Annotated in this window: 14 protein-coding genes and 1 pseudogene; 4 read left to right on the forward strand and 11 right to left on the reverse strand. The window is 39.6% G+C overall.

The window, feature by feature from the left end:
• Positions 1-112: 112 nt before the first annotated feature.
• The 6 genes from noc to MKZ13_RS31265 all read right to left on the reverse strand — a co-directional run bounded on the left by noc (position 113) and on the right by MKZ13_RS31265 (position 10,448).
• Complete coding sequence (noc, locus tag MKZ13_RS31240; protein WP_091012196.1) at positions 113-931, reverse strand: nucleoid occlusion protein; 819 nt, start codon at positions 929-931, stop codon at positions 113-115.
• A 516-nt stretch (positions 932-1,447) separates the two neighbouring features.
• Positions 1,448-2,170 (reverse strand): 16S rRNA (guanine(527)-N(7))-methyltransferase RsmG, encoded by a 723-nt coding sequence (rsmG, locus tag MKZ13_RS31245; protein ID WP_339180923.1) that lies wholly within the window; start codon positions 2,168-2,170, stop codon positions 1,448-1,450.
• Positions 2,170-4,050: a tRNA uridine-5-carboxymethylaminomethyl(34) synthesis enzyme MnmG gene (gene mnmG / locus MKZ13_RS31250; protein ID WP_339180926.1), complete on the reverse strand. Its 1,881-nt coding sequence runs from the start codon at positions 4,048-4,050 to the stop codon at positions 2,170-2,172. The genes rsmG and mnmG overlap by 1 nt, the downstream gene beginning before the upstream one ends.
• 86 nt (positions 4,051-4,136) lie before the next feature.
• A complete protein-coding gene (locus tag MKZ13_RS31255; RefSeq protein ID WP_339180928.1) occupies positions 4,137-5,945 on the reverse strand; it encodes an ABC transporter ATP-binding protein in 1,809 nt (602 codons plus the stop codon).
• 17 nt (positions 5,946-5,962) lie between these two features.
• The gene (locus MKZ13_RS31260; protein ID WP_339180930.1) at positions 5,963-7,213 is read right to left on the reverse strand and encodes a lanthionine synthetase C family protein; all 1,251 of its coding nucleotides are present in this window, start codon (positions 7,211-7,213) and stop codon (positions 5,963-5,965) included.
• A gap of 85 nt (positions 7,214-7,298) precedes the next feature.
• The gene (locus MKZ13_RS31265) at positions 7,299-10,448 is read right to left on the reverse strand and encodes a lantibiotic dehydratase (protein ID WP_339180932.1); all 3,150 of its coding nucleotides are present in this window, start codon (positions 10,446-10,448) and stop codon (positions 7,299-7,301) included.
• 1,279 nt (positions 10,449-11,727) lie between these two features.
• Here MKZ13_RS31265 and MKZ13_RS31270 point away from each other — a divergent pair.
• Positions 11,728-13,057 (forward strand): annotated as a pseudogene (locus MKZ13_RS31270) (IS3 family transposase).
• A gap of 56 nt (positions 13,058-13,113) precedes the next feature.
• On the opposite strand, the gene mnmE reads toward MKZ13_RS31270, so the two are convergent.
• The 5 genes from mnmE to rpmH all read right to left on the reverse strand — a co-directional run bounded on the left by mnmE (position 13,114) and on the right by rpmH (position 17,192).
• The gene (gene mnmE / locus MKZ13_RS31275; protein ID WP_339180935.1) at positions 13,114-14,490 is read right to left on the reverse strand and encodes a tRNA uridine-5-carboxymethylaminomethyl(34) synthesis GTPase MnmE; all 1,377 of its coding nucleotides are present in this window, start codon (positions 14,488-14,490) and stop codon (positions 13,114-13,116) included.
• Between the two features lie 210 nt (positions 14,491-14,700).
• Complete coding sequence (gene jag, locus MKZ13_RS31280) at positions 14,701-15,402, reverse strand: RNA-binding cell elongation regulator Jag/EloR (RefSeq protein WP_339180937.1); 702 nt, start codon at positions 15,400-15,402, stop codon at positions 14,701-14,703.
• Positions 15,399-16,277: a YidC/Oxa1 family membrane protein insertase gene (locus MKZ13_RS31285; RefSeq protein WP_339180940.1), complete on the reverse strand. Its 879-nt coding sequence runs from the start codon at positions 16,275-16,277 to the stop codon at positions 15,399-15,401. Before MKZ13_RS31285 ends, jag begins: the two co-directional genes overlap by 4 nt.
• A 75-nt stretch (positions 16,278-16,352) precedes the next feature.
• The gene (rnpA, locus tag MKZ13_RS31290) at positions 16,353-16,703 is read right to left on the reverse strand and encodes a ribonuclease P protein component (RefSeq protein ID WP_036611981.1); all 351 of its coding nucleotides are present in this window, start codon (positions 16,701-16,703) and stop codon (positions 16,353-16,355) included.
• A gap of 354 nt (positions 16,704-17,057) precedes the next feature.
• Complete coding sequence (gene rpmH / locus MKZ13_RS31295; protein ID WP_017691413.1) at positions 17,058-17,192, reverse strand: 50S ribosomal protein L34; 135 nt, start codon at positions 17,190-17,192, stop codon at positions 17,058-17,060.
• A 610-nt stretch (positions 17,193-17,802) separates the two neighbouring features.
• Here rpmH and MKZ13_RS31300 point away from each other — a divergent pair.
• The 3 genes from MKZ13_RS31300 (at position 17,803) to gntK (ending at position 21,663) form a co-directional block, all read left to right on the forward strand.
• Positions 17,803-18,477, forward strand: a complete 675-nt coding sequence (locus tag MKZ13_RS31300) for a GntR family transcriptional regulator (RefSeq protein WP_017691412.1) — start codon at positions 17,803-17,805, stop codon at positions 18,475-18,477.
• 210 nt (positions 18,478-18,687) lie between these two features.
• Complete coding sequence (locus MKZ13_RS31305) at positions 18,688-20,049, forward strand: gluconate:H+ symporter (protein WP_221820254.1); 1,362 nt, start codon at positions 18,688-18,690, stop codon at positions 20,047-20,049.
• Positions 20,050-20,115: 66 nt separating this feature from the next.
• A complete protein-coding gene (gene gntK / locus MKZ13_RS31310) occupies positions 20,116-21,663 on the forward strand; it encodes a gluconokinase (RefSeq protein WP_339180943.1) in 1,548 nt (515 codons plus the stop codon).
• Positions 21,664-22,536 lie beyond the last annotated feature (873 nt).

A 22,536-nucleotide genomic window follows, 5' to 3' on the forward strand; every position in this document is an offset into this window, starting at 1 on the left:
GTCCACACAAACAACAACTACCGTTCCATCAATACCGACCGTTCTTTATAAATGTCAGACCTAACTTGCTTTATAGACATAAAAAGCGGCCCATTGCCGCCATAAGCTTCAATTATTTGCGTTTTGGAATATGGATAACGATCTCATAATGATCCTCATGGTCTGCTTCTTTTGTTTTGATGTCCAGACCTGAGCCAGTTACCATATCAATGGATTGGCGAATTGTATTAAGTGCAAGTCTTACGTCCTTGGTAAAGGAAACACGTCTAGATTTCTTAATCTTGGAAGATTCCTTGTAAAAGGCAACACGTGCCTCTGTCTGTTTCACATTCAATTCTTTTTCGATAATCTCACCGAGCAACTTCATCTGCAGTTCTTCCGTATCGAGAGAAAGTAATGCTCTTGCATGCCGTTCAGAAATTTTGCGTTCCATCAATGCGGCCTTAATGCCTTCCGGGAGCTGTAACAATCGAATTTTGTTCGCGATAGTTGACTGGCTTTTGCCGAGTCGTTGTGCCAGACTTTCCTGTGTCAATTGATGCAAGTCGATCAGCTTCTGATAAGCGACAGCTTCCTCAATTGAAGTCAATCCTTCACGCTGCAAGTTCTCAATCAGTGCAATGGATGCGGCCTGAGAGTCGTTGAATTCACGCACAATAGCCGGAATCGTATCCAAACCCAATTTTCGAACTGCACGCCAGCGACGTTCCCCGGCAATAATCTCATATGATCCATTTCGCACGCGAACGACAATAGGCTGAATTACACCATGTGTTTTGATCGTCTGCAACAACTCATCAATTTTATCATCATCAAAAATAGTACGGGGTTGATATGGGCTGCTCACAATTTCATTAACCGGAATCTGTTTGATCTCATCTCCGTTATTGCGCTCCGCCAAACCAAACAACTTCGAAAATTGTTCTTTCATTCCGCAGATTACCACCTAGTTTCGTAATAGCTCCCACAGTCTTTGCAGGTGCTTCTTATTCAATAAGCGACCTTTCACATGCATCGTTCTTGGAATAAGTTTTGCCTTTCATAACGCTTTCTGTCATGCAACATCGAACGCATATCCATCTATCTATACATATAATCTATGATCGCTGTGACCCAGGATCGGATACTTCTATTCTATCATCTTTTCTATCATAATCCTATGCTTACCTATTCTTTAAACTCTGCTAATTTTCCTGCTTTTTCTTTGTGAATATTGGAAATATGACGACTTACACACATTCAAATAATGAAATTGTTCATGAGCTAATATGCGTGAGATTCATCATTACAGGTTCTTTAAGAGATATGTAATACGGAGTATCTGTAATGTTGATCCAGTCCTCCAATTCAGAAAACAAAAAAAAGAGGAATGTTTCACGTGAAACATCCTCTTTATCTATGTCTAAAATTCTATTCTGTTTTGACTGACTTCGTAAACATCACGCAACTATATCAGCGGAGTCTTCATTGGAGTACCTGGTTTGCGCGGATACTTATATGGTGTCTTATCAAATTTCTGAATCAGAATGATGTGACGCTCTGATTCTTCAACCGGCAGCTGGAAAGGATGAACGGCCTTAACCCGTCCTTTCAGCTGATTGAAGCTGAACTCCGCTTCCTTCATTTCATCACGTGGGTCTCCGCCCTTCATGGCAGCGAACATTCCACCTTTGCGAACAAAAGGAAGGCAGAATTCATTCAGCACAGCCAGCTTGGCTACTGCACGCGCCGTAACGAGATCGTAGCTATCACGATACCCTTCTTTACGTCCAATCTCTTCAGCACGTCCATGGACCAAATCCACATCAGTCAGGCCAAGGATATCTACCACATGCTGTAGAAAGCCAATACGTTTATTCAATGAATCAATGATCGTAAGCTTAATATGCGGGAAACAGATTTTCAGTGGCAATCCCGGAAAACCCGCTCCTGATCCAATGTCAGCAAGCTTAATCACTTTGGCCATGTCAGTATAAAAAGCCAGCGATACCGAATCATAGAAATGCTTGGTATACACTTGCTCCCGATCCGTTATGCCCGTCAGATTCATCTTTTCATTCCAGGATACCAGTTCCTGATAATACAGTTCGAATTGCTCCAACTGGAGTTCGCCCAGCTCTAATCCATGTTTCTTTAAGCGCCGCTGCAGTTGCTGTTGAATATCGTCCATTATTGTCCCCTTGCTGCGGTTACACGGTTATAATGCTCCAAGTAGACCAGCAGAATGGAGATGTCGGCAGGAGTAACTCCAGCAATACGAGAAGCCTGACCAATCGAGATTGGACGAATCGTAGCGAGCTTCTGTTTGGCTTCCATAGCAAGACCATGAATCTCATCATATACGATAGTGTCCGGAATTTTCTTTTTCTCCATCTTTTGTAAACGTTCCACGTGGATCAATTGTTTCTCAATATAACCCGCATATTTAATTTGTATTTCCACTTGTTCTTTCATATCTGCTGTCAGTTCTACCTCAGATGGTGAGAGCTGTTCAATCAGTTCATACCCCAGCTCCGGGCGACGCAGCAAGGTAAGCAACGTACTGCCATCCTGAATAGGTGTAGATCCGTACTCTTCCAGCTTGGCATTCACTTCAACCGGGCGAGCTTTAGCCACTTTCAGACGTGCGACTTCCTGCTCGACTTTCGCCTTTTTATCCAGGAATTTCGCATAACGCTCTTCAGGGATCAGTCCAATGTCATGTCCGATTTCCGTCAAACGCATATCTGCATTATCATGGCGAAGCAACAGACGATACTCAGCGCGTGAAGTCAACAGACGATACGGTTCATTTGTACCCTTTGTCACCAGATCATCAATCAGCACGCCAATATAACCTTGGGAACGATCCAGTATTACCGGCTCTTTCCCCTGTACTTTGAGTGCAGCGTTGATTCCAGCCATAACACCTTGTCCTGCTGCTTCTTCATAACCGGAGGTACCATTAATCTGACCCGCCGTAAACAGACCTGGTAGACGTTTAGTTTCCAGTGAAGGCCACAATTGTGTAGGCACCATCGCATCGTATTCAATCGCATAACCATTACGCATCATTTCCACTTTTTCCATACCTGGAATTGAACGCAGCATAGCCAGTTGGACGTCTTCTGGCATACTCGTAGACAACCCCTGTACGTAATACTCGGATGTGTTCTTGCCTTCCGGCTCAAGGAATATCTGATGTTTCGGCTTGTCGCTGAAACGAACAATTTTATCTTCAATGGAAGGGCAATAACGTGGTCCGGTTCCTTCAATAAGCCCCGAGAACATCGGAGCACGATGCAGATTATCATTAATAATCTGATGTGTATCCACAGATGTATACGTCAACCAGCAAGGCAACTGCTCATTATCGGAAGATTCTGTTTCATAGGAAAAGAACTTCGGCTTGTCATCACCAGGCTGAATTTCGGTTTTGCTAAAATCAATCGTATCCTTATGCACACGTGGTGGTGTCCCCGTTTTGAAACGAACCAGATCAAAGCCCAGTTCACGCAGATTCTCTGACAATTTAAGAGAGGGTTGTTGATTGTTCGGTCCACTCTCATACATCAACTCGCCCATAATTACTTTACCGCGCAAGTATGTGCCTGTTGTCAGAACGACCGCTTTAGCCCGATACTCTGTTCCGGTCTGAGTCACAACGCCTACACATTTTCCGTCTTCAACGATCAGTGAATCAACCATACCCTGACGCATCGTCAGATTACGTTCATTCTCCATCGTTTCCTTCATTTTATGCTGGTAGGAGAATTTATCTGCCTGAGCACGAAGCGCGTGAACAGCAGGCCCTTTACCCGTGTTAAGCATCCGCATCTGAATAAAGGTTTTATCGATATTCCGTCCCATTTCCCCACCAAGTGCATCAATCTCGCGTACAACATGTCCTTTGGCCGGTCCCCCAATAGATGGGTTACAAGGCATAAAGGCCACCATATCCAGATTGATCGTAATCATTAGTGTTTTGGACCCCATACGAGCTGCGGCCAGCGCGGATTCTACACCAGCATGTCCTGCACCAACGACGATAACATCATATATATTTATCATAAATAAACCGCCTTTATTTAATTGAATTATCTCCTCCATCATAGCATTATTCTATCTTAAATCAATTAGCACTGATTTTGAACTAATTATTTGTTGTAAGCAGATAGTTGTAAGTTATATAAGCCCATATACTTACCTTCTAAGTCCATTAATTCAGAGTGTTTACCTTCCTCCAATATTTTTCCTTCCTCTACATAGTAGATGTAAGAAGCATGTTTAATTGAGGAAAACCGATGTGTAATGTAAAGTCCAATCTTATCGTCCATAATACTTCTAAAATGATTAAATACTTCTTCTTCAGATTCAGCATCTAATGCGGAGGAAGGTTCATCCATAACGTAAAAATCTGCGTCTTTCATATATGCTCTAGCTAAAGCGATTTTTTGCCACTGACCGCCAGAAAGCTGATGTCCTTCAGGGAACCATTTTCCAAGTTGAGTTTCTACTCCAATAGGCAACTTATCCACCAATGGTTCTAAGTCTGCCTTTTTTATACTACTTCGAAGTAATTCATTGTTATTAATCTGTTCCAAGTTACCGAAACCAATATTTTCACGCATAGTCAGTTCATAATGTACAAAATCCTGAAAAACAACCCCCACTTTTTTGCGTAGAGAATCAATATCATACCGATTAATATCGATTCCATTAATTAATATACTTCCCTCAAAGTTCAAATATAACCGTGTTATCAGTTTAACAATCGTTGATTTTCCTGATCCGTTTTTTCCAACTAAAGCAACAATCTCTCCCTTTTTAAGTTCTAAGTTGAGCTTGTTTAATACATACTTACTTTGCCCTGGATACTTAAATGAGACATTATCAAACTTAATAGATTCCAATTCTCCAAGACTGATTTGTTTAATATTGGCATCAATTTCTTGTTTTTCAATAGGTTCCTTATTCAAAAACTGAAACAATTGTGATAAGTACATCGTATCTTGCATAAGCACTGTATACTCACTAATAATCATTTGAGAGGTGTTTGTTGTATTAACTATTCCCTGTAAATAACTAAAAAAACTTCCCGCCAGTATGACTCCAGCCAAAGTATCTGTTAGTGCCACATACATAGTTAGTCCGATAATTGTCATATTAAACATTAATATTGATAAATTAACCGATAATTTTCTTTTGTTTATGAATTTATCTTTTTTATAAAACTCTTTATATATATTGCGAAAATTATCAATTAAGTAAGAACCAATGTTAAATAATTTAACTTCTTTAACTACTCTATCATTCGTTAAGAGATAATTTAAGTACCATGATTTCCTTGTCACTGTTGTTCGATTTATAATTATTTCATATTCTTGCTTAGTAACTTTCATTAATGCGATAATTGATCCTAAAGGTAGCACTATTAGCAGCAAAGCAACCCACCATTTCCAAGACATTAAAAATGCTGCAATAGAGAGTAAAGAAATGACACTCTGGAATAAAGAAAGCAATTGAATATAAATTTGAAAAGGTCGATAAGAACCTTCATCATTTGCTCTTCGAAGCAAATCTAAAGAATCAGAATCCTCAAAATCAGCAAGACCCAATTTTTGACACTTTTCCATTATTATTATATTTATACTATTAGATAGTGCTATTTGATATAAGGCTTGATAATACTGTGACGCCGCCTGTAACATTTCTTTAATCGTAAGGATAGACACATATACAACTAAAAAATACAAAGAATACTTTAAAATAGGGTTACTTATTACTAACGAGTTTACTAACAACTCAGTGGAATATAGTAATGCTGCAGGAATAAATGCAGACAACATACTAATTAGCAGTAGTATCCAGAAATAGTATTTGTTCGCCTTATAAACAAGCTTAATGAAGTTTTTAAATATTCCTTTAATTACTGGAGCCGCTTCTGTTTCTTCATTGCTAATCATAAAATCCTCCTACTCACCTAACTTAGTAATAATCCTTTATGCCAAATATTGTCTTTTTTATCACTCAGAATGGAAATCCAAACCAAAAAGACTCCAATTTTTCCGTTTAATAAACTATGATCTAAATAAAGTTGTGTGAAGTTATCTTTATAATTTTGAATTAAATTTTTTGATAATTTTTCACAGTATTCATGTAATCCCTCTATACTGATACTATTTTTTAATAGGTTCATTTGATATAAAATCCCTGCATCACCATGACATAAGCCAATATCTTCATTTCTCAACTGTAAGGAAGATTTAATTAACCCGGTAACAGTATCTAAAATTAGTTGATCACAAGATGTGTCTTTATCTAATTTGTGAAAATTAATTAAACTCTCAATAAAGCTAGGTTCGCCATAGCACCAAGAATCTAACCTAGTCGGTATGTTCTTTATAACTCCTTGAATATATTCGCTAGTTCCAATCATCTTAGGCCATATCATGCCTAGTTCATCTCTATAACTAAATTGTTCAAATAACTTTCTAACTTTATCAATAGCTTCTTTTTGCCCTTCTACTTCGATATTATTATTTAAACTATGAACCAATATACGAAATGGGCCCAGAATTCCATGTGATAAACTGAAATTCAAGTAACCATCAGGATACATCTCTCTATCAATATCATGAAATAAATTCTTAGGCGTAATGTGCCAAGTAGGTAACTCGTGACCATTATATAATTTTGAACTATTAATTAGTTTAACAAAATATCTATTTATTAAAGAGATAAAATAGGAATTACTCTCACCCCTAGGGGAAGAAAGAAGATACATAGATACTCCAGCCAGTCCCAGAATCACATCATAATCACTCATTACAACATTAGAATATTCTAAGTTTGACATCGCTTGATCCCAAACAATAGGGATTTGTTCATAGATAAGTTCTTGCAAGTGTTCATGATCTTCCGTATATTCATTAAAATTTGGGGAACAGACATAACTAAAAGCCACACCACATAATCCATTCCATAATGATAATAAATCCATACTATTATTGTTAACTATTTCATATATTTTATTTAAGTATCTTCTTTCAACTATTTCCCATTCTCCACTAGGATCAAATTTTGACAGTTGTCCAAAAAATATAGCTAGTGAGGGTAGACCCTCTACTAAACTCAATTCCGTTCCATCTTCTTTAGAAAGAGATATGTTATTTGGATTTGAATAGTGTAATGCATGTTTTAAGATTTCTTCTTTTATGAATTCTCTATCCATTATATTTATCAATTTAGAAACTTCCTTTTCTAAAATTTAAACATCTTGTAAATATCACAAGATGTTTAAATTTAAAAGTATGATTTTATTTTGATACTTCAATTTTCTTGATGATTTCGTAATTATTTAAAAGATGTCTAGCCAAAGTCATCACTTTTCTCTCTTCATTGCGGTCAGTTCCACATAAACGATTAATGTGCATATGAAGGATACTAAATACGATATCTTCATAGTCTTCTACTTTAAATTCCTTTAACTTTGTATAATACTCCTTTATCGCTAAATTTCTTAATTTGAGTACGTTACTAAGCTCCTTTTCTGAATCAGAAATATCTATGACATCTCTATTTTTATGATATGACCAAAAACGTATAAGATTTTTTCTACGCACTCTAAACTCTTTTATATAATTTTTATAATTCACAATATTACTCAATGCTTCTATAGGGTTATTAGTCTCAGCAAACATTGATTCATATAAATCACAAAAAGATATAATTGCCAAATCTAACGGATCCACGGAACTAGTAGCCATATTTCTAAGTTTACCTGCTGTTAAAGAGTCAACCATAAAAAATGACTCAGCATATTGAATTAGTTGATCTCCACCATATCTATGTGATTCAGGCAAATAAGTATCATATATTACATTTTGTATTATTCCTTCATCTTGTAGATAACTTGTCCAATCCATAATCATTTGTATATTTGAAAGTAGCCTATTTTTTTTGTCCTTTAACCTGAAACGCACATGATTTCTGGGATCAACATAATTGACATAATAACCAACCTCTATATAATCAATATCGATTAACTTATTAATTAGTAAACATACTTCATCTATTAGTTGTGGAGACTGGTCTAAAGAACAGTACAGTTTTAAATAAAGCCATTCTTGACCCGGTAAGTGTACTAATTGTTTGTTATCAGATAAATGAAATTTTTTCGCTTCTAAATGAGCTGATTTTAAATACATTGGAAAAACAAATTCAGCATTGTAGTTATTCTTATTGTTATCGTTAATCCAACTACCATCTAGATTCCCATAAGCCTCTGTTATGAATATGCAAGTGTAGTCATCTAATTTAGTAAATTCTTTATACATATCTTCCAAAAAAAGGGGATTGTCAAGATCGAAGAGAATTCTAGCATCTTGCTCAGTTAAATAAACGAATCTGGGAACAAGATTTGAAATTCTCCAATTCTGAAATGCTTGGTCAAACTCTTTTATATCTTTCACAAGTCTAAAGTCAATACTATTTAATCCAATTTTCCAAGTAGCAGAATTTAAAATCACATTTTTATATCTAATTCTTGGAACAAAACTGAATTTATCTAGTTCTGGCAAATCAAATAGCGGATATGGACCCAGTCGATTAATGCCCATTTCGCAAAGAAATCTGTACAGGTTTGGCGTCCCAGCAAGACTCGAATACATGTGACTTGTAAAAGGAATAACTTCTTTGTTGTGTTTTTTTGATTTTAAGTATAACCTTTTCTCATCTGCTACTACTACAATATCCGAAACTGGAATAACAGCGTCATTACTAAATGATGCATTGGTTCCTATGGGTATTTCATAGTTGAATATAGACTGATTAGATACAATATTTGCATGTCGTGCCATTTTAGGAAGATATGTTACTTCAGCGAATATGGCTTCATCATTGAAACTAGTATAAATGTCTTGAATTTCAGCAGCTAATGGTTCGTAACTATCTTGTAATAAGTGGCTAAAACGACCAAAGATTTTGCCCATACCATACGAACCTTGATTAGCTCCAATAACTAACTCATATTCCCCTCGATTGACCGATTCTATATTATTTGCACTTATTGAAAAGCACATTTCTACTGAATTCGGGGGTGTGACTTCATGTTCGATTTCTTTATAATCTTTAGTGAAAATTTCAATTTCTTCATCTTTTAAATTAATTTCAATTTCTTGATTCCTCAAACATTGCTCATACAATTGATAAAACAAGGGATGCATTTTATTCATCTCACCAAAACCACTTTCAGGAAGTATGCTAGGCGGATTCTCATATGAATATGGTGCTCCTAAACCTAAGTCTACTTCTAAAAGCTCAAGTACAGATACTTCATTTCCAATTCCGTATCTATCCATAAACTCAACATGATAATTGTTAATATACTGAAAGTTTCTCTTATTAGATAACATCCAAATGATTTCTGTAGCTTTTGAAATATCTTCTCTAACCTTAGATGACAAATTATTATGGAGCATAGCAATAGACATATCTATTTGGAGTGGTGATTTGCAATTATGTACATCTTTCATTTTCTTTATAATTTTACAAACCATTTCCTCTCCTTCTCCAAAGTTCTCCCTTTCATAGTTTTTTATATCACAATCAATATCCATAAGTATTGATAACAGAGTTGCCTCCGGTGCATTTTCCTCTAACCATTCTATTAAATACTCCAAGGGTGATGAGATTAATAGAGGAGTCCTCAGATTTGTAAAAACATACTCATTTCTAATTAGTTCTTTTATAAAATTGAATAACGTGTCTATATCCACTGTATTGTATGCCTCTTGCATTTTCTCAAGTAATCCTTCAAATGTGATTGCTTCATTCGTAAGTACATCCCTTATAAACAACACTGCTTCGGTACTGCGAATAGTACTATGCTGCAACAAGTGGGAAGTATTTTCATTTTTTTGTTCAACATCTTTATTCTCATTATAAATAGACAAATTAGGAATCTTAATTCGAGATTTGTAATCTATCACTGTAGAGTTGATTGATAACACTGTTTTTAGCAGTATTTTATCCTCACTCTCTAATGTTTTAATAATAGATACAATCCACTCCATATCAGGTTTTACTTTTTTTTGATTATGAGAATCACTATTAATGACAATTGAACTTTCATCACTCCAGTTCCCAATAGACACACCAGAAAATAAACCAAATGGAGTGGTACGAGAAGTCATTCTGATCAGGTATCTTATTAATCCTCTTAAAGTACTTTCTCTTCGTTTATTGTCTTCACTCCACAATAATGGTATTGATTCATAAAGAGAGAAACTTGCAACCGCAAGCGCTTCGCGGAAGTATGAATCTCCTACAATATCCTTCATAACATCCGTTGCTTCATTTATTGAATCATAGCGCTTATTTACAAAATATTGAGCATATTTATTTAATGAAAAGAAAGAAGTACGAATCATATAATAATTTAAAGGAACAAAATCTAAAGTATGCATTCCAACCTCCAAAGGCAATTTAATAGTAAAGAAGAGGGCACTACCAATTTTAATTAAATAACTTTTTAATTAAGTGACGAATCGCAACTATATGTGGCATAAAGGTGTCACATTACAAGTTTTGGTTGGACAGAATGGAGTGCAAACAATCGGCTTTGTCCAAAGAGTCTTTACAGTAGTGACAATCCCTGCTGGTTGAGCGTCCAATTGAGAGTATGTGCTAACCTTTGAATCAAGATTAAAAATATCGTTATTCATTTCTATTCAGCCTCCGATAAGTTGATTTTTATTAGTGCCCTCTATGTTAATATTAAATACTATTTACTTAAAATTATGTAATCATACAAAGATACAAAAAAAGATGTATAGATAACTATTATGTATAATTATAATTAATTTTAGAATTTTATAACAATATTTAGGATAATATTTACTATATATATTGTCAATATGTATAAATAAACATGAAAATATTTGATTATTGTAAATATTTATAACTTTATACCTACTATAAATTCGATTTTTTTATATTTTGTCGATATATGTATGCTGATATATGAAAAATCGGATAAATTCGACATCCGTCCCCCTTACTATTATTAATAGTGGTTGTAATTTGCATTATAACGAAATAAAAATTAACTATTAATTCAATAGAATAAAAAATGCTTTTTGGAGAAATTTTTATATCAAGTACGAAAGTTCTTTTATAAAGAATTTATAGGCAGTTCTCTAACCGGAGCATTTTGTGGTATGTTACTGAACAAATGCAGAGCAGTCTCTAAGTCCATACCCGTCTTAATCAGTCCTTTTTGGAGATAACTTTCGCTAGCGACTAGCGGCATTCTTATAGTGAATTCCTGGCTGGCATAAGAGGAAAAATTCCCTTCCACTGTCTGCAGTAGCGGTTTGAAATGCACGATTTCTAGCTTGGTTTAATTATTGTAAGGTGTGAGTAACTCATAGTGGAATCTTCTTTTCTGAATGGTTGTTGTGGTGACTAAGCTTACATGTTTATTTTTTTTCAGTAGTTTTCGTGCTTCATATTACAATCCGTTTGATAGATTCAGCTCTTCATACGCAAAAAAAAGGAAAAATTCCCATACTTTAAGCTGGAAATTTCGCCTTTTTATTTTTATAGTCTGATACAAGTAAATGTAACACTTTCTTTCTATTTATGAGAACCCTATGTACCCTATAAGATGGACACTTTGAAAAAAGTCCAACTTATAGGGTGTTTTGTTTATAATGAAAAAAAAGAGGTTGGAGCGGAAATGTTATGACGAAAAGATTACTGACAAAGAAAGAACAAGAACTGCTAAAACGGAATCCAAATGTAATTGCTGTTAGTGAAAAGGCCATTACGTACACAGATGAATTTAAGTGCCATTTCATTGCACAAAATGAACAGGGGAAACTGCCACGTGATATTTTTGAAGCAGCGGGCTTAGATGTTGAATGTATTGGTTTGGAGCGTGTTCGTTCTTCTGGGAAACGTTGGCGCGCTTCGTATCGTGGAGCAGGTTTAGAAGGCTTACAGGATACACGTAAAACAAATTCAGGTCGCCCATCGGAACGTGAACTAACATTAGAACAAAAGATTGAACGATTAGAAGCAAAAAATCAATTGTTACGAGCGGAAAATGAACTGCTAAAAAAACTCGATCTACTCGAAAGGCAGATGTTGAAGAAGAAATAAAAGTGGCACCAGAGCTGAAGTTTGAACTCATTTATCGGACGATCAGAACATATAAAATGAAACGGTTAATCAGCTATCTATGCGATGTTATGGAAGTATCACGTTCTGGATACTACAATTACTTCTCTGAAAAATCGATGCAGAAGCGTGTAGCTAAAGCCAAAACAGATGAGATTGTAAAGGGAATTATTTTAAAGGCGTATCTTTTTCATGGACGAAAAAAGGAGCACGCCAAATCAAAATGACGTTAGAAAATCAGTACAAAATGACGTACAACTTGAAGCGGATTCGCTGTATTATGAAGAAATTTGAGATCATCTGTCCCATTCGAAAGGCTAATCCAGCCCGTAGAATGGCAAAAGCAACGAAAGAACATCGCACATGTCCAAACGAATTACAGCGCAATTTTAAGCCAGGCGAGGCGGGAAAGGTGTTATTAACCGATATCACATATTTAACGTACAAAGGCAATAAACGTGCGTATTTATCGACGATTAAAGACGCACAGACGAATGAAATTTTAGCGTATGAAGTTTCTTCTTCGTTAAGTATAGGAATTGCGCTAAACACGCTTCGTAAATTACAGAAGCATCGCCATTTAACCAAAGATGCGTTGATCCATTCCGATCAAGGCTTTCATTATACGAATCCACAATTCCAATCCGTAGTGAAGAAAATAGGATTAAGACAATCCATGTCACGTCGAGGCATTTGTTGGGATAATGCTCCCCAAGAATCATTCTTTGGGCCTTTTAAGGATGAAACGAATATCAAAGAATGCAAAACATTAGAAGAAGTAAAACGAGAAATTAAGAGTTATATGACGTACTACAATCATTATCGAGGGCAATGGAATTTGAAAAAGCTGCCGCCTGTAAAATACAGACAGCAGCTTCAACAAGTTGCCTAGTTTTTTTCAAAATGTCCTTTACAAAGGGTACACTTTAAACTCCCTTCAGACTTTATTTACTTTCCTAGACAGAACTGGGAAAAAATCTGATCAATCAATGCATCATGCGCTGTATCTCCTACAATTTCACCTAGGTGCTCCCAAGCAAGTCGTACATCAATCTGTATCATATCGATAGGTATGAACTGTTCTGCTGCCTCATATGCGTCTACAAGAGATTGCTTGGCCTTTTTGAGCAATGCAATATGACGCACATTACTAACATACGTGAGATCCGCCGACTCCAGTTTACCGCTGAAGAACAATGTTGAGATTGCTTCTTCCAAGCGATCCACACCCAGATCATCTTTCACCGACATCGGCACAAGCCGTTCTTCCGGAATGTAACGAAGCAGCACGTCACGTTCTACCTGTGGCGTTAAGTCCATTTTATTCATAATGATTATCGATTGTCTACCGCGGATTTGTTCTAACAATTCAATCTCATCTGGATGAAGCGGCTCTGCAGCATTCACAACGACCAAGATCAGATCGGCTTCATTAACAGCAGAACGAGAGCGCTCTACGCCAATCTTCTCTACAACGTCCATCGTTTCCCGTATTCCTGCCGTATCCAGCAACTTAAGCGGGATATTATTAATTGTAATGAACTCCTCAATCACATCACGAGTTGTACCAGGAATGTCCGTTACAATGGCACGATTGTCCTGGGCGAGTGTATTCAACAATGAGGATTTACCAACGTTAGGTCGTCCAACGATAGCTGTAGTGATCCCTTCTCGCAGTATCTTTCCTTGCTCTGCTGTAGTCAGCAATTTATCAATTTCAGTCATGACCTGACTGGACTTCTCTTTAATGAAATCAGACGTTAACGACTCCACATCATGTTCGGGGTAATCGATATTCACTTCAATGTGAGCCAGTGTCTCCACCAAGGTATATCGCAGATCACGCAGTTTGGAGGATAGCTTACCTTCTACTTGTTTCAGGGCAACCGAGAAAGCTCGGTCCGATTTGGAACGGATGAGGTCCATGACGCCTTCGGCCTGGGACAGGTCAATTCGCCCATTGAGGAAAGCACGCTTCGTGAACTCACCGGGTTCAGCCAGACGAATATCGAGCTGTAACAGCAGATCCATGACTCGTTTGACCGATACCACACCACCATGCGCACTGATCTCTACAACATCCTCTGTTGTGAACGAGCGCGGTGCTCTCATTACCGTAACCAGCACTTCCTCAATCTTCTCACCGTTCGTAGGATCTACAACATGACCATAATGAACCGTGTGAGATGCTGCCTGAGTTAAAGGGGTTTTGCTGCGAAAAATCTTTTCCGTCTCCGACACTGCATCCGGGCCGCTGACCCGGATAACGGCGATACCCGCCTCTCCGACAGCCGTTGATATCGCTGTGATCGTATCACTGATCATGGTTATCTCTCCTTGCTCTATTTTAAATTGCCGTCCCTCGGGGAACGCCATATCCATTTTCATATCTATTAATGTTATAACATATGACATGTCACTTATCGTATTAAGTTCACTCTTCACTTGTTCTACGTACCTTACCAAATTGCTTCTGTACGAAAAAAGCAATGGCTTCTGCACCGGGCAGGAAGCCATTGCGTATCCAATTTCGTGTTATTTCGTCGTAATAACCACACGCCGATTAGGCTCCTCGCCCTTGCTTAATGTCTTAATCTGCGGGTGATTTTGCAGTTTTGCATGAATGACTTTTCGTTCGAGCGGAGGCATTGGCTCCAGTACAACTTCCTTGCCAGTACGGATGGCTTGTCCGGCCAACCGTTCAGCCAGATCCTCCAGCGTCTTCCGCCGACGTTGACGGAAATTCTCCGCGTCAAGCACAATTCGAACGAAGCTTTCCGAGTATCGGTTCGCTACAATGTTCGTTAGATACTGAAGCGCATCCAGCGTCTGTCCACGTCTGCCAATAATCATTCCCAGATCTTCACCGGCAATATTGAAGATATGTCCATCCCGCTGTTTTTTGATATGCACTTCAACATCCAGTCCCATACCTGCTGCGACCTCTTTCAAGAAAGCAGCCGCTTCTTCATAGGGATTTTTAGCTGCGACATCCTCAAGTAATGCATCTACTTCAGGCTTGTATGCAGCTGGCTTGATCGGCTGTGGAACAACTTCCGGTACAGGCAATAATGTCACTTCAACTTTGGCCGCCCTCACCCCGATCAAACCCAGGAATCCTTTTGACGGCTGCTCTAACACTTGTATCTCGACCTTGTCCCGACTCACGCCAAGCTCGGTCAATCCTTGGTTTACAGCATCTTCAACGGTTTTTCCTGACGTAATGACTTTGGTCATTTCGATTTTTTGGCCCCTTTCGACCCTTTTCCAGAGATGGTCGCTTTGCCACCGTTTTTGCGTTTAGCTCCATTTTTGGAAGAGCTATTCTGCTTCACGTTGACCTCAGCCACGACTTTGGCTTTATTCCGGTATAGGAAATAGTTTTGAATGATTGTATAGACGTTGCTATAAAACCAGTAAAGCGGCAATGCTGAAGGGAATTGATACGACATTACGAAAATCAAGATTGGGTACACCCAAAGCATTAACTGCATTGGACCGATCTGCTGTGCTGGGTTCATACGCATCATCATCCATGTTTGAATGAATGTAGTGATTGCAGCAAGCAACGGCAAAATAAACAAGTGGTCCGGTGATCCAAGTTGAAGCCACAAGAAATCATGGGTTCTTAGACTGGAATTTCCGTAAATTGAATTGTAGAGTGCAATATAAATTGGCATTTGAAGCAGTACTGGAAGACAGCCCATAGCAGGATTCACTTTATTTTCTTGGAACAGCTTCATCGTTTCTTGCTGAACTTTCTCAGGCGTATCTTTATACTTAGCCTGAATCTCCTTCAACTGTGGCTGAATAGCCTGCATTGCTTGAGTACTACGAATCGACTTAATTGTTAATGGTAAAATCAATGTCCGTACAATAAGCACCATCACGAGGACGGCCAGTCCATATTCACCGTTAAACCAGTTGGCGAATGTATCCAGCGCCAGTGAGAACCAGTACACAACATTGCTTTGCCAGAATGAGCCACTATTCTTCAGATCTTCCGTAGTAACCCCGGCTCCTTGTGGAGTACATCCGGCGAGCACAGTGACCATTGCAATGACTGCAATGAGGAGAATCCACTTCCCCTTTGATGTCTTCAATCGCGACACTTCATAACCCCTCTCTTAACCATTCCATTCCATCGTAAAATCATACCATAATTAGGAGGACAAATAAACCGAAGCTTACCGCTTGCTCGACTTCAAAAGAGAGCCCTTTCGCATCGCATGTAGCAGGCTTTTTTCCATTTCCTTATAGGGCATGTCCAGTGCACCTTTTCTGACGATAAAAATCAGATCCATCTGCGTGACGATCTCATGCTCATGATGACGAACAATTTCCTTGATCATGCGTCTCATCCGGTTGCGTACGACAGCGTTTCCGATTTTCTTGCTGCATGATACGCCGACCCGAAATTGTTCCGTATCTTTACGGCGACAGCCATACACCACGAATTGATGATTGGCAAACGATTTCCCATACCGGTATACGCGACTAAAGTCCGCCCGGTTTCGTAGACGCAGTCTTTTATACACGGCGCTTCTCCTTGCTCTTCTCCACCAATGTTATTGACGGAGGCCTCATTACTGATTTAGTATAGGCTTTCTTGAATGACGGTAAACCGCCTTGGCGACAACTTCATTTGGGATGATTGTTAATCAGCTACTTGAACTGATCAGCATTCATCCGGATGAATGTTGATTGGCCATTTAAACCTATCAACGATTCATCATTATATAAGGTAAGTTTTCGAAAAATGGAAAACTCACTCAACATACATCATGTGTGTTCAGCACTTTTTCGCAGACCATTCAGACCTGATCTGTAGCAGCATCCAGTCTGATTTGAGCTAATTAAGAAAAAAAGACCACCTCGGTGGTCTTCAATGCTTAAGCACTCAGGTTTTTACGGCCTTTAAGGCGACGTGCGGCCAAAATTTTACGGCCGTTGCTCGTGCTCATTCTTTTCCGGAAACCATGAACTTTTTTACGTTTGCTAACGTTCGGTTTGAATGTAGGTCTCAATGTATTGCACCTCCTCACAAGGAAATACTTATGTGATGAATCACTTTCATCTTCACAGAAAACACCTTTATATATTTAACCATGATCACCTGGAAAAGTCAACTGCATGGCTCAAGGCTTCTCCCTCTTTTATATACACTCTTCATCCCACCCAAAGTAATGACCACAGTTCGTCCACTTCAATACCAGCACCAAGCCCCGAAGAGAGACCTGAAAGTTATCCCCAGGCCCTGATCAGATCACCCTATTTCAGCATTTATAGTTATCCACAACCTCCAATACCTGTTATCTCCTTCATTTCATCCTGTTTAAACTTATTCACATGTGGATAATGATTATAGACTATTAATATCGTCGAATTCTAATTCAGTTGTATCCGCTTTAATTAAGGTTTACAAGCTTTTGAGAAAGGTGTAGGATAAAAATCACATCTTGTATACAAGTATATGGATGAAGCTGATTTACTTGCCTGCCTTTAGTAGTCCTTTGAAAAAATATTAGCCGTTAGCTTGTAGCTACAGACTATGGATTGAACTGAATGTCCAGTCCGCAAAATAGTTATGCTATGATCAGTAATGAACTGATTACTTATTAATAGGAGCGTTAGCATATGTTATTTCCTTCTTCCTGGCTTCAAGGGGCTTCCCGTGGTGAAGCCATTGCCTGCGAATTAAGGCTGCGGATCATCAGCGGTACCCTTCGACCTGGAGAGATTTTGTCGGAAAATCGAATTGCGGCTGATTTTGACAGCAGTCGTTCACCTGTCCGTGAAGCGTTACGGACATTGTCCAATGAAGGACTTATTCGGCTTGAACGTATGGGTGTCGTTGTCATTGGACTACGAATCAAGGATGTCGAAGAATTGTATGATGTCCGTTTCTTGATTGAAAGTTTTGTGCAGCAGCGACTCGCGGGTGATGTCCCGGAATCATTAATCACCCAGCTGCGTAACGTGATCGACAAAATGCAACTTGCTGGACGACATCAGGACGCTGTCGAATTTGCCTATCAGGATCTCGTTTTCCACGAGACCATCATTGAAGCTGCTCAGCATTCCCGTATTTCACATCTATGGAAGAGTATTCGATATGTTGTGATGACCGTTATGCTGCTCACGACGCGCAGAGTATTTGTTCAAGGCGAGCAGAAAGTAAGCGCTGTAATTGAGAAACACCGTTTGCTCGTTGAAGCACTTGAATCAGGTGACAAGATGCTCATTCAGGCTGGAGTTCGCACGTATTTCCAAGATTCTGGCAAAACCCTGCACGAAAGCTTTGATTCTTAATCGATGCAAGGCGTTTGCAATCATATCCGTCGTGATTGATTGCGACTTAACTTGTCGACAAGTATACAAAATGCGATTTTGTTTCAAATTTGGACATGATAAAACTACATTTTTCGCCAACACCTTCTGCGATACTGGTACACATTTAATTGTTGACGATAATTTCACTTGTAAGCGTTCTATATCAGAAATAAAGGAGCACACAACATCATGAGCACTCTTTTTGGACTATCCCACAACGCAACATTATTGGTTTGGACGTTAATTGCAATCGTTTTTCTGATCGTTTTGATCTCCAAGTATAAATGGAATCCCTTTATTACCCTGCTGTTGTCCGCATTAATGCTCGGTTTGCTTACAGGCATGAAACCTGCTGATGTGATCTCTTCCATTACCGGGGGACTTGGCGGCACACTTGGAACCATCGCAATTGTTATTGCTCTCGGTACAATGCTTGGTAAGATGATGGCCGAATCTGGCGGTGCCGAGCGCATTGCAACTACATTAGTTGATCGGTTTGGTGTGAAACGTGTGCACTGGGCGATGATGATTGTTGGATTTATCGTTGGTATTCCTGTTTTCTTCGAAGTCGGTGTAATTTTGATGATCCCTATCATTTTCACCGTTGCACGTAAAACCAACATGTCTTTGCTGCAGATTGGTATTCCCATTTTGGCGGGTCTGTCGACTGTACACGGTTTGGTCCCACCCCATCCAGCGCCAATGATTGCGATTGAAGCCTTCAGCGCGGATCTGGGTAAAACCATTCTGTACTCCCTTATTGTTGGTATTCCTACAGCGATTATTGCAGGTCCTTTGTTTGGTAAATTTATTGGAAAAAGAATACACACCGAACCGCCAGCAGAACTGGCTGAACAATTCGCAACCAAAACAAACAGCAACATGCCTGGGTTTGGTATTACCCTGTTTACCATATTGCTGCCGGTCATTTTGATGCTGATTGGTTCCATTGCAAGCATTATTGACCCAAATGCCACGAGCGGCTTCACCGTTTTTAGTGAATTTATCGGTCATGAGATCATTGCTCTGCTCATTTCAGTTGTATTTGCCCTCTTTTCACTCGGCTTTGCACGTGGATTCACCAAACACGATATTTCTCGCTTCACCAGTGAATGTCTGGCGCCTACGGCGACCATCATTCTCATCATTGGCGGAGGCGGTGCCTTCAAACAGGTATTGATCAATAGTGGTGTAGGTAACGCCATTGCTGATGTCGCTACCCATGCCAACATCAACGTGATCCTGTTTGCATGGCTTGTCGCTGCGCTCATTCGTGTAGCTACCGGTTCAGCCACCGTAGCCATGACAACAGCTGCCGGCATTGTCGCTCCAGTGCTTGCACTCACACCAGGGGCTAATATTGAGTTGGTTGTACTCGCCACAGGTGCAGGGTCACTCATCTTGTCCCATGTGAACGATGCGGGATTCTGGATGATCAAAGAATTCTTTAATATGAGCGTCGCCCAAACTTTGAAAACGTGGACCGTTATGGAAACACTATTATCCGTGGTGGGACTGATCTTTATTTTGCTCCTGAGTACAGTGGTATAAATGGTCTCTATATAGTAGAAAGAAATTAAAATCTCATCGCTTTCTGGAGAAAGAAGGATTAAATATATGAACAACTACATGATTGGGATCGATATTGGTACCACCAGTACCAAATCCGTGTTATTTACCGAGCAAGGCTCCGTCGTCAGTACCTCAACGCAGGAATACCCTTTGTACACCCCTGCACCCAATGTTGCCGAGCAGGATCCTGAAGAGATTGTGCAAGCAGCCCTACGCTCTGTGCGAGGAGTCATGGATCAGAGTGGTGTTGCTGCCGAGAAGATCCTGTTTGTATCCTGCAGCTCGGCTATGCATAGTGTCATTGCCATGGGACAGGATAACAAACCCTTAACTCGTTGCATCACTTGGGCGGATAATCGAAGTGCAGCTTGGTCTGCCGAGCTGCAAGAGAATGGATTGGGCCATCGCATCTACCTGCGCACAGGTACACCGATCCATCCCATGTCACCGCTGACCAAATTAATGTGGCTGCGCCACGATGAACCTGAACTTTTTGAGAGTACCGCCAAATTTATTTCGATTAAAGAATATCTGTTCTTCCGTCTATTCGGACAATATGTCGTCGACCATTCCATCGCTTCCTGCACAGGTTTGCTCAATCTGGAACAACTGGACTGGGACGCAGAGGCCCTTGAGGTTGCAGGCATTACACCCAACCATCTCTCGAAGCTTGTACCTACAACATATATATTAGAAGGAATGAATCATGAATCGGCTGAAAAAATGGCTCTCTCCCCCTCTACGCCCTTTGTTATTGGCGCAAGTGATGGGGTTTTATCCAATCTCGGCGTAAACGCCATTGAACCTGGTGTTGTCGCAGCAACCATCGGAACCAGCGGGGCCATTCGCACTGTCGTGGACCGTCCGGTTACCGATCCCAAAGGTCGAACCTTCTGTTATGCCCTCACAGAGAATCTTTGGGTCATTGGTGGACCTGTGAATAACGGTGGCATGCTGTTTCGTTGGGTGCGGGATGAATTCGCCGCGTCTGAAGTGGAGACAGCGAAACGACTTGGCATCAATTCCTATGATGTGCTGACCAAAATTGCCGAACGTGTCCGGCCGGGATCGGAAGGACTTCTGTTTCATCCGTACCTTTCGGGCGAACGTGCCCCTTTATGGAATCCGGATGCCCGTGGTTCCTTTTTTGGCTTAACACTCCATCACCAAAAAGAGCATATGATCCGTGCTGTCCTGGAAGGGGTTATTTTCAACCTATATACGGTACTGCTCGCCATGGAAGAACAGATTGGGCAACCTACCTCCATTCAAGCCACAGGTGGGTTTGCGCGTTCTCCTCTCTGGCGCCAGATGATGTCTGATATCTTCAATCAGGAAGTGGTTGTACCCGAGAGCTTCGAAAGTTCCTGTCTGGGTGCCGTCGTGCTTGGTTTGTACGCTACAGGGCGGATCCAATCGCTCCATGCCGTTTCTTCCATGGTAGGTACAACGCATCGGCATACCCCTGTCAAAGAGAATGCTGCACTCTACCAAGAGCTGCTGCCCATCTTTATTCGGATCTCTCGCAAACTGGAAGAGGAATACGCAGATATCGCTGAATTCCAGCGTAAGATGTCCCTTCCCCGCCTCTAAATCATCAATCCATACTTCGTCGCTGCACCAAAAAAAGAGGGTGTCCTCTAAAAACCAAAAATCGGTTTTAGAGGACACCCTCTTTTGCTATACACGCATAATCTATCCTTTGAATTCATATTATACATTCATACACTTCAACCTCCATATCAGAGCATCAGCTTACCTCGTGATCCTGATAATTCACATTACATATGTCTTAAAATGAAGTCCTCTTGATCCATTATTCTTATCATTCACTGATGACAGAATTACCATCTGCCCAGAAAATATACCACTCATCATGTTCAATTAAAGGCATGAGTTTACTCCCCTCTCCGTCGCCCACCAAGACACTTAAATTCATGGGTTTTACCCTAGCCACATTGGAAAGAAAACACGAGGGTCAGAGGTCACTCTTTTTCCGATCTCAATCATGCTTCATTTTCACTTCACGGTTATCCACAGAAAGGTTATTCACAAACGAAGAATACTTTTACACACAATTTGGCATCATTTGACGGATAACCTGTGTATAAAACATTTTTGGTTTTTGGGTCATTCTGTCGAAAATTAAACAGTTTATAAACAATATATTGTGTTGTGACTAAAAATTATACACAAGTTATTGAATTTGTGGATAAAATCACGCGATACGTTGAAATGCGGGGTTTCTTTTGCTATGATTGTATTACTTTTGGATGTGAATATGTGATCTGACCCATAATATTATCAACAGCCTGTGGATAAAGTTGTGAACAATTTTCCGTTGTTCATACTTTTTTTGTTTTCGACCTGCGGGGGTTTGGGGATAAATTCAACAATATATCTCGTATTTCGACACTGCATCATGGCTTAAGCCACACTTGGAACATGTAAAAGGAGTGACAGTCT

The sequence above is a fragment of the Paenibacillus sp. FSL R5-0701 genome (assembly GCF_037973995.1).
Taxonomy (GTDB): Bacteria; Bacillota; Bacilli; order Paenibacillales; family Paenibacillaceae; genus Paenibacillus.

Excerpts from the sequence above, each read along its gene's own strand:
- noc (WP_091012196.1), bottom strand. The coding sequence starts at position 931 with ATGAAAGAACAATTTTCGAAGTTGTTTGGTTTGGCGGAGCGCAATAAC.
- rsmG (WP_339180923.1), bottom strand. The coding sequence starts at position 2,170 with ATGGACGATATTCAACAGCAACTGCAGCGGCGCTTAAAGAAACATGGA.
- mnmG (WP_339180926.1), bottom strand. The coding sequence starts at position 4,050 with ATGATAAATATATATGATGTTATCGTCGTTGGTGCAGGACATGCTGGT.
- MKZ13_RS31255 (WP_339180928.1), bottom strand. The coding sequence starts at position 5,945 with ATGATTAGCAATGAAGAAACAGAAGCGGCTCCAGTAATTAAAGGAATA.
- MKZ13_RS31260 (WP_339180930.1), bottom strand. The coding sequence starts at position 7,213 with ATGGATAGAGAATTCATAAAAGAAGAAATCTTAAAACATGCATTACAC.
- MKZ13_RS31265 (WP_339180932.1), bottom strand. The coding sequence starts at position 10,448 with ATGCATACTTTAGATTTTGTTCCTTTAAATTATTATATGATTCGTACT.
- mnmE (WP_339180935.1), bottom strand. The coding sequence starts at position 14,490 with ATGATCAGTGATACGATCACAGCGATATCAACGGCTGTCGGAGAGGCG.
- jag (WP_339180937.1), bottom strand. The coding sequence starts at position 15,402 with ATGACCAAAGTCATTACGTCAGGAAAAACCGTTGAAGATGCTGTAAAC.
- MKZ13_RS31300 (WP_017691412.1), top strand. The coding sequence starts at position 17,803 with ATGTTATTTCCTTCTTCCTGGCTTCAAGGGGCTTCCCGTGGTGAAGCC.
- MKZ13_RS31305 (WP_221820254.1), top strand. The coding sequence starts at position 18,688 with ATGAGCACTCTTTTTGGACTATCCCACAACGCAACATTATTGGTTTGG.
- gntK (WP_339180943.1), top strand. The coding sequence starts at position 20,116 with ATGAACAACTACATGATTGGGATCGATATTGGTACCACCAGTACCAAA.